Here is a 9,178-nt window from a genome sequence, read left to right as displayed (position 1 = left end):
AGATGTGTATAAGAGACAGATATCAGAGTGCCCTTTGACTTTAATATAGATATAAGAAGACTAAAATAAATAGATAATATATAATAAATTATATTTAAAGAATGAAATCGGTTTAATTTCTGATAAAATTAGATTAATTGAAGATTACAGAGTAATAGTTTCATACACTTAAATTTTATTAAATTGAGTAGATTGAAATATTATTCATTAGGATAACTGCTATCCTTTAATTTAGTGAGGTGAAGAAGAGTGTTAAAAGATTTCTTTGGGAAATCTAAGTATGTTACTGTTGAACGGAAGAGTAGACCCAGAAGGAGCTCGGAAGTTGAAGAATCTGGTAGAGAGGGAAAGAAAGAGATGCCAGATGATTTATGGACTAAGTGTAAAGAATGTAAAGAGATTATTTTTAATAAAAAATTGGCTGAAAACTTAAAGGTTTGTCCAAATTGTGGTAATCACTTTAGATTAACAGCTACCGAAAGAATATCTTTATTAATTGATGAAGACAAATTTGAAGAGTATGATGCTGATTTAGAAGCAACTAACCCTTTAGGCTTCCCTAACTATGAAGAGAAGGTAGAGAAGTATCAAAGAAAGACAGGTTTAAAAGATGCAGTTATTACTGGGATTGGTGATATAAATGGGCATACTGTATCTTTAGCTGCGCTAGATTCAAGATTTTTAATGGGAAGTATGAATTCAGTTGTTGGAGAAAAACTTACTCGTGCCATTGAAAGGGCTATCGATCAAAAATTACCTTTGATTATTGTTGCTGGTGGTGGAGGTGGTGCTAGGATGTATGAAGGGATGCTATCTTTAATGCAGATGGCAAAGACTAGTGCTGCTTTAAAGAGGCTTGAGCAAGCAGGGCAGTTATTTATATCTATTTTAACTGATCCAACTTATGGAGGGATTTCAGCTAGTTTTGCTTCTTTGGGTGATATTAATATTGCCGAACCAGGTGCAAAGATTGGTTTTGCTGGACCTAGAGTTATTAAACAGACAATTAATCGAGACTTACCAGAAGGATTTCAAACTGCAGAGTTTCTATTAAAGTATGGAATGATAGATAAGGTAGTTAAGAGATCTGAACTTAAAAATATATTAGGAAAAATACTAAATATCCATGAAATGGGTAGTATGAGAGGTGAAACAGATGCCTAGTAGTTACTTGGACTTTGAAAAACCTCTTGTTGAGTTAGAAGAAAAGGTTAACGAACTAAAAAGCTTTATGGAAGAGAAGGATATTGATTTAACTGAAGAATTAGAGCGTTTAAATAAAAGAGCTAAGGTTCTACAAAAGGAGATATTCTCTAGTTTAGAGCCATGGCAAATCTTACAAATAGCTCGTCATCCAGAAAGACCTACAACTTTAGACTATATTGAGTTAGTTTGTGATGAATTTATCGAACTACATGGTGATAGACAATTTAGTGATGATAAAGCCTTAATTGGTGGGATTGGAAGGATTGGAGATCTTCCAGTAACAGTTATAGGGCATCAAAAAGGAAAGACGACTAAAGACAATATTGAACGCAATTTTGGTATGGCTCATCCAGAGGGCTATAGAAAAGCATTAAGACTGATGAAACAAGCTGAAAAGTTTAATCGTCCTATTATTGCTTTAGTCAATACCCCTGGAGCTTATCCAGGTGTGGGCGCTGAAGAGAGAGGACAAGCAGAAGCTATTGCTAGAAATATGATGGAGATGGCAGGTATTACAGTGCCTATCATCGTTGTAATTATTGGTGAAGGTGGTAGTGGTGGAGCTTTAGGTATAGGTGTAGGAGATAAGGTGTTGATGTTAGAATATACTTATTATTCTGTATGTTCTCCAGAAGCTTGTGCCGCGATTTTATGGAAAGATGCTAAAGAAGCAGAGACTGCTGCTAAAGCTTTAAAGATTACTGTTAAGGATTTAATGAAGTTAGGAATTGTTGATGGGGTTGTTCCTGAACCTCCTGGAGGTGCCCATAAAGACTATCAACTTAGTGCTCAACTGTTAAGAGAAGAGATCTTAAAAGAGATTAAGAAATTAGATAAATTAAATACTGAAGAGCTGTTAGAGATAAGATATAATAAATTTAGAAATATGGGTCAGATTAAAGAAAATAGTCAAAAGATATTAAGTGAATTATAGATTTATAGATTAATTTAAAGGAGCAAGGGGGAGTATATAATGAAGAAGATTGCTGTACTAACTAGTGGAGGTGATGCACCAGGGATGAATGCTGCTGTTAGAGCAGTTGTTAGAAAGGCTATTCATGCTGGTGTAGAAGTAGTAGGTGTTAATAGGGGTTATGCTGGTGTTATTGAAGGTGATTTTGTCAAGTTAGATAAGAATTCTGTTAGTGATATTATTGATCGTGGGGGAACTTTCTTACGTTCTGCACGTTGTGATGAGTTTAGAACTCCAGAAGGTAGAGCTAAAGGTGCAGAGCAATTAAGAAAAGAAGGAATTGAAGGTTTAATAGTTATTGGTGGTGATGGTTCATTCACAGGAGCTACATTATTAACTAATGAGACTGGAATTAAAACAGTTGGTGTTCCTGCTACAATCGATAATGATATTGCTTGTACCGACGATTCTATTGGCTATGATACTGCTATGAATACTATTATTGATGCAATCACTAAAATTCGTGATACTGCTAGTTCTCATGAGAGAGCTTTTGTTATTGAAGCTATGGGAAGACATGCTGGTTTCTTAACTTTAGCAGCAGGGCTTGCTGGTGGTGCTGAAGCTATCTTAGTACCAGAGATGAAGTTTAATATTGATGAGGTTTGTAGTAATATTCAAGCTGGCTATGAAGCAGGTAAGATTCATGCAATTATCTTAGTAGCTGAAGGTGTAGAGATTGAAGGTCAAGAATTTACTACTAATAGAGATGTTAATGAAAGTAATGCCTTTATTATAGGCAAAGAACTTAATGAAAGAACTGGATTTGAAACTAGAGTTTCTATCCTAGGACATATCCAACGTGGAGGTGCTCCAACTGGTAGAGATAGATTATTGGCAAGTAGATTAGGTGCTGCTGCTGTTGATGCACTATTGGCTGGAGAGACTAATAAGATGGTTGGATTAGTACATAATAGAATAAATATTGCCGAGATTAGAGATGCAATTGAAGGCAATAAAGAGTTTGATGAAGAGTTATATCAATTAGCTAATATTTTATCTATATAATTCAAATCAATTTGAGGAGTAATTTGATTTAGAATTATAAATATAGTTAATATTTTATCTATATAATTTAAATCAATTTGAGGAGGAGTAAGTAATGAGAAGAACTAAAATTGTATGTACTATTGGACCTGCAAGTGAGTCAAGAGAGAAGTTGTCCCAATTAATGGATGCTGGGATGAATGTAGCAAGACTTAATTTTTCACATGGTGATTTTGAGGAGCATGGTGCTAGAGTAAAGAATATTAGAGAATTATCTAAAGAGAAAGGTATCCCAGTTGCAATTCTTCTAGATACTAAAGGACCTGAGATTAGAACTGGTGCTTTAAAGACTGGTAATGAGAAGGTTACTTTAGAAAAGGGTCAAGAGTTTATTTTAACTACAGAAGACATCTTGGGAGATGCAACTAAGACTTCAGTTACATATAAAGATTTACCTAAAGATATGAAGGCTGGAGATACAATCTTAATTGATGATGGTTTGATTGGATTAAAGGTTAAAGAGACTACTGATACAGATGTTATTTGTGAAGTAGTTAATGGAGGTAAGTTAGGTGGTAGAAAAGGAGTTAATCTACCAGGTGTATCTGTTAACTTACCAGCAATTACTGAAAAAGATATAGCTGATATTGAATTTGGTATTGAGCAAGGAGTAGACTTTATTGCAGCTTCTTTTGTTCGTAAGGCTTCTGATGTATTAGCGATTAAAGAGATTTTAGATAAGCATGATGCTAATATTAAGATTATTCCTAAGATTGAAAATCAAGAGGGTGTAGAAAATCTTGATGAAATCTTAGAAGTAGCTGATGGTTTAATGGTTGCTCGTGGGGACTTAGGTGTAGAAATTCCACCTGAAAATGTTCCTGCAGCACAAAAACAAATGATTAGAAAGTGTAATAAAGCTGGTAAACCAGTTATTACTGCTACACAGATGTTAGATTCTATGCAAAAAAATCCTCGTCCAACTAGAGCAGAAGCAAGTGACGTAGCTAATGCTATCTATGATGGTACAGATGCTACAATGCTTTCTGGTGAGACTGCTGCTGGAGATTATCCAGTTGAATCTGTAGCTACTATGGCTAGAATTGCTGTAGAGACAGAAAAGCAATTAGAATATTCTAGATTAATGGATAGAGATGTTTTAGAAGCAAGAAGTACTATTACTGATTCTATCAGTCATGCTACTTGCAAGAGTGCTTATGAGTTGAATGCATCTGCTATTATCACTACTACTCAATCTGGATATACTGCAAGAATGGTATCTAAATATAGACCAGAAACTCCAGTTGTTGCAGTTACTCCTGATCAAAAAGCATTTAATCAATTAATCTTATCTTGGGGAGTTAAGCCTATCTTAGCTGAGATTACTGATTCAACTGATGAAATGATTAAGGAATCTATGAACGCGGCTGTAGAAGCTGGATATGTTCAAAAAGATGATGTAGTTGTAATTACAGCAGGTACTCCTGTATCTGAACCTGGAACAACAAACTTATTAAAAATAGAAGTTGTTAAATAAATAAGTGTAATAAAAAAGTGTAAGGTCTTAAATTTAAGACCTTACACTTTTTTTATTGCTAGCAACTATTTATTTTATAATAATGGAGAATGATTATCAGTAAATTAGAATATAATGAGTATATTATATCAAAATAATATAAATATAGAAGTAAGAATAGGTACATAATAGTTAATAGGCTAAGGAATATCTGACAGAAATAGAAGAACACTCGTATATTTTCTAACAAATATAAGGCTTAGATTTGTTAGAATTATTTAAATGAAACTACTTTTAAAGGAGGGATAGATTATGAAGGAGTTCAATCACTCTAAAATGTTTGATATTATGAAAGGGGATATCCCTAAAGATATGATGAATAAGATGAAAGAAAAGGGGCTAAATCCCGATAATATGATGTATGAATTTTCTGCAGGCATATCTAATATAGAAGATTTAACTGAAAAAGAGATTGACCATAGAAAGCAGGTAGTAGACTTTACTGAAAAAGATATAGAGCTATTAAAAGAGATGAAAGATTTATTTCATGATATTGCTGATGAAGTAGTTAATCAGTTTTATGACCATATTTATGGGTTTACTTCTATGAAAAAGATTATAGATACTCATAGTACTGTTAATAGGTTAAAGGATACTCAAAAACAGTATTTCTTAGAATTGGTTGATGGAGTAGATGGTGGATATGGAGTAGAGTATTTTAAGCGTAGGTTTGCAATAGGTAAGGTTCATGACCGGATTAAATTAGGACCTAAATACTATATCGGAGGATATGCTATTTATTATAGATTTTCTATGCCAAAGATAGTTGATTATTATAGTAAGGATTTAGATAGAGCTAGTGATGCCATAATGGCTTATTTGAAGATTACTAATTTAGATATGCAAATTGCTATGGAAACATACATAGCTGCTTTTATGGAATTAGATACTGTAATAGAAACGCTTAGTGGTGCAAGTGAAAATATAATAGAAGTATCCCATGATTTAGCCAATTCTACTGATGAATTAAGTACTTCCTCTAGTGAGTTGACCAATAATGTTATAGATATTTCTGAACGTAGTCAAGAGCAAGCTGTACATGCACAAAATGCTACAAATGAGATTAGAAATTTAGCCTCTATGTCTGAAGAGGCTTCTGAGAAGATAGAAGTAGCTATTAATACTATTGAAAAGATAGCTAGTCAAACAAATTTACTGGCATTAAATGCATCAATTGAAGCAGCTAGGGCAGGGGAGCATGGTCGAGGCTTTGCAGTGGTGGCTCAAGAAATTAAGAGTTTGGCTGAAGAATCTACTAATGCTGTAGATAAGATTGGTACTATGGTCAAAGAGGTACAGGAGAATACAGTAAAAACTTCTAAAAGGACGGTTACTTTAATTGAAAATATTAGTGAAGCCTTAGAGAATAATGCTGCTGCTACCCAAGAGGCTAGTGCTTTCACTCAAGAACAGTCTGCTACAATTCATGAGATAGCTGAATCAGCTAAGGTATTGGCTAGAACTTCTCGGGATGTTCAAGGTTTAGTAGAAAAACTCCAGGATAAGATGTAATTATATATTCTTATTAAAGGCTAGGGTTTAGTTCCTAGCTTTTATTGTTTACATTGAACTTTCTTCACCTAATACATGGCTTAGATGGAGTTTTTTTGAATGTTTTAGATAAAAAATTTATTTTTCTTTTATTTTAGCTTGATTTTAGTTAAAATTATGTAGTAAAGTACTATCAAATTTAGAACTACTAACTATAATTAGAGGTTAAAGTAGCTATTGTTGATTAAGAATTACTTTAAATATTATAATGAGGTGAGAGGATAAGATGAAAGGGATAAAATATTTAGAGACTTTAAATGGTAGAGGAATTAGATTAGGATTAGATAGAATAAAGCTATTGCTTGATTATCTAGATAATCCTCAAGATAAATTAGATATTATTCATGTTGCAGGAACTAATGGGAAAGGTTCAACAACAGCAATTTTAAGCTCTGTCTATACGGAAGGTGGTTATAAAGTTGGGACATATACATCTCCACATATTACTGAATTTAATGAGAGGATTAGAATAAATAATGTCAATATCAGTAATAGAGAGTTAGAAGAATTGATAGAAGATATGAAGCCAGTAATTGATAGAGTAGCAGAGGAGTTAGAACCTCCTACATATTTTGAAGTAATAACTGCTTTGGCTTTCTTATATTATTATAGACAAGAGGTCAATTTGGTAGTATTAGAAGTGGGATTAGGCGGTAGATATGATGCTACTAATGCTATAGAGAGTAGTTTAGTGTCAATAATAACAAATGTTAGTCTTGATCATACTGATCGTTTAGGAGATGATTTAGAGAAGATAGCTTGGGAGAAGGCTGGTGTGATTAAAGAAGGACAAGTTGTAATTACAGCTACTGAAGATGATATAGTAGAAAGACAGATTGCTAAAGTGGCTAATGAGCAGGGTGCACAATTAATTAATATTAATAAGAAATTTAAATTTACTGAGCATAGAAGTGATTTGTTCTGCCAAATATTCGATTTAGAGAGCGATAAAAGAATCTATAGTCAATTGAAACTACCTTTATTAGGTAGACATCAAATTTTAAATACAGCTACTGCTATTGGAGCAATAGAAGCTATAGAGGATAGCTATCCTCTAACTATAGATGAGATTAAATCAGGAATATCAAAAGTTAAATGGCCTGGTAGAGTAGAGGTTCTTTCCTCTAATCCAACAATTATCCTTGATGGTGCTCATAACATAGCGGGTGCACAGAGCTTGTTAAAAGTACTTGATAAATTAGATTATCAAAATTTGTTTTTGGTATTAAGTATTTTAGGTGATAAGGATGTAGAGGGGATTGTTTCTAGTATTGTACCAAAAGCCACTAAGGTAATTCTAACTCAAAATAGTAGTAATAGAGTAATTGATATTGAAAGTTTAAAAGATAAGGTGGAGAGGTATAACTCAAATATTGATACTCAATTGGAATTGGAGAAGGCAATTGAAAGTGCGGTAGCTGAAGCTAAACAGGATGATTTAATTCTAATTAGTGGCTCATTATATACAGTAGCAGAAGCTAGAAGTTTTCTGCTAAGAGAAGAGAAGTAGAGTTGAGAAATCAACTCTACTTCTTTGTTATTTGTGATTACTAATAGTAGAATATAACTTGTTGTGTTCATGAGTTGAATACAAATAATTTCTCTTTATGGAGGATATTGTGACACTTTTTTGAGTTGATAGTTGATAGTGTATAGTGGATAGTTAAAAGATTAAAATCCTTATGTTTTAAGTTTTTGAACTTAACTATCCCTACGAGTCTAAAGAACAAGACTCTTCGTGTAAACCACTATCAACTATACACTATACACTATACACTAAAGTGAAAAGTATCGCAATATCCATATATTCTATCAGCCCTTCTACTAGTATAAGATGTAATTATAATAGTTAACAAGATAATCTTTACTGTTTAGTACTATTTTTTATTATAGATTTGAGTTAATTCAGATATTAAAATTTATCGGTAAAACAAGTATAAAATCTTTAATATAGTAAATATTACTAGAATGAAGGGGTTTAAAAACAAATATAACTTAAATAGGATCAAACAAAAGGTTCTTAGCTAAGAAGTTAATATAGATATTTATTGTTGCTTTTGAAGGTTAATCTCTAATTAAATATAGAAGATTATTAATAAATAATAATCTATCTGCATAGTATTCTAGTAAGTTCTTTGAATAAATTTGTTTTAATTACTTATATAATTATTTAGAGGATTAGGTCAATAAATATTAAATAAAGATTATAGAGGATTTATTTTTATTAAATTTAAAAATATAGTGAGAAGAGAAGGGGAGGAATTATGAAGAGGAATAATAAGAATTTAAAATCAGGTATGTCCTTAGCAGTGATGATAGGTTCTATGGCAATTATAGCTAGTGTTTTTGGATATTTTGTCTGTAGTTGGTTCTTAGATTATGTGACAGCTCCTGAGGAGAAGATTAAGTCAGTAGCTAATGAACAGATTGTAACTGAGGAAAAAATAGACTCTGATAATCAAGTTAATAATCGAAATCAAACAGTTTCAGCAGAGAAGGTAGAAGAAGATGATGCAGATAAAGTAGATGAGAAAGAAGCAGAGGATGCAGTTGTAAACCGAAGTATAAATCAAAATTTATATGTAGTACAGGTAGGTGCCTTTGCCAAACAGGCAAATGCTCAAGGATTGGTAGAACAATTACAAAGTAAGGGATTTACTGCTTACATTACTAGTAAAGATCCTTATAGGGTGCAGGTGGGTGCCTTTCGGACTAAAGATGCCGCAGAAGAATTGGGCTTAGAATTGAAAAATTATGGTTTTCCAACTTATATTAAACATTAAAGTTTATAGATATCCAAGTCTAAAGTGTAATAAAAGACTAAAGATCAAAAGCTAAAGATTAGCAACGAATTAACACGAATTAAAGATTAAAAGATTAATTAA

6 protein-coding genes and 1 pseudogene are annotated in these 9,178 nt (G+C 32.5%); all 7 read left to right on the top strand.

Annotation, left to right across the window (positions count from 1 at the left end; all coding sequences use genetic code 11):
• Positions 1-249: 249 nt before the first annotated feature.
• Entirely contained in the window at positions 250-1,164 is a 915-nt protein-coding gene (accD, locus tag ACTCDL_RS11805) for an acetyl-CoA carboxylase, carboxyltransferase subunit beta (RefSeq protein WP_463176756.1), read from the top strand.
• A complete protein-coding gene (gene accA / locus ACTCDL_RS11800; protein WP_463176752.1) occupies positions 1,157-2,140 on the top strand; it encodes an acetyl-CoA carboxylase carboxyl transferase subunit alpha in 984 nt (327 codons plus the stop codon). Before accD ends, accA begins: the two co-directional genes overlap by 8 nt.
• Positions 2,141-2,179: 39 nt before the next feature.
• Positions 2,180-3,187: a 6-phosphofructokinase gene (gene pfkA, locus ACTCDL_RS11795; protein ID WP_463176747.1), complete on the top strand. Its 1,008-nt coding sequence runs from the start codon at positions 2,180-2,182 to the stop codon at positions 3,185-3,187.
• Between the two features lie 94 nt (positions 3,188-3,281).
• Positions 3,282-4,697: pseudogene (pyk, locus tag ACTCDL_RS11790) on the top strand (pyruvate kinase); the annotation flags it as partial.
• 297 nt (positions 4,698-4,994) lie between these two features.
• Positions 4,995-6,254, top strand: a complete 1,260-nt coding sequence (locus tag ACTCDL_RS11785; RefSeq protein ID WP_463176740.1) for a protoglobin domain-containing protein — start codon at positions 4,995-4,997, stop codon at positions 6,252-6,254.
• 265 nt (positions 6,255-6,519) lie between these two features.
• Complete coding sequence (locus ACTCDL_RS11780) at positions 6,520-7,803, top strand: bifunctional folylpolyglutamate synthase/dihydrofolate synthase (protein WP_463176735.1); 1,284 nt, start codon at positions 6,520-6,522, stop codon at positions 7,801-7,803.
• A gap of 754 nt (positions 7,804-8,557) precedes the next feature.
• Entirely contained in the window at positions 8,558-9,076 is a 519-nt protein-coding gene (locus tag ACTCDL_RS11775; protein ID WP_463176733.1) for an SPOR domain-containing protein, read from the top strand.
• The last annotated feature ends 102 nt before the right edge of the window (positions 9,077-9,178 follow it).

The sequence above is a fragment of the Orenia sp. genome (assembly GCF_055140805.1).
Note: the sequence above shows the minus strand (reverse complement) of the source record. Positions and strands in the feature narration are given on the sequence as shown.

Bases quoted from the DNA above. Each gene is read 5' to 3' on its own strand.
- accA (WP_463176752.1), top strand. From the start codon at position 1,157: ATGCCTAGTAGTTACTTGGACTTTGAAAAACCTCTTGTTGAGTTAGAA.
- ACTCDL_RS11780 (WP_463176735.1), top strand. From the start codon at position 6,520: ATGAAAGGGATAAAATATTTAGAGACTTTAAATGGTAGAGGAATTAGA.
- pfkA (WP_463176747.1), top strand. From the start codon at position 2,180: ATGAAGAAGATTGCTGTACTAACTAGTGGAGGTGATGCACCAGGGATG.
- ACTCDL_RS11785 (WP_463176740.1), top strand. From the start codon at position 4,995: ATGAAGGAGTTCAATCACTCTAAAATGTTTGATATTATGAAAGGGGAT.
- ACTCDL_RS11775 (WP_463176733.1), top strand. From the start codon at position 8,558: ATGAAGAGGAATAATAAGAATTTAAAATCAGGTATGTCCTTAGCAGTG.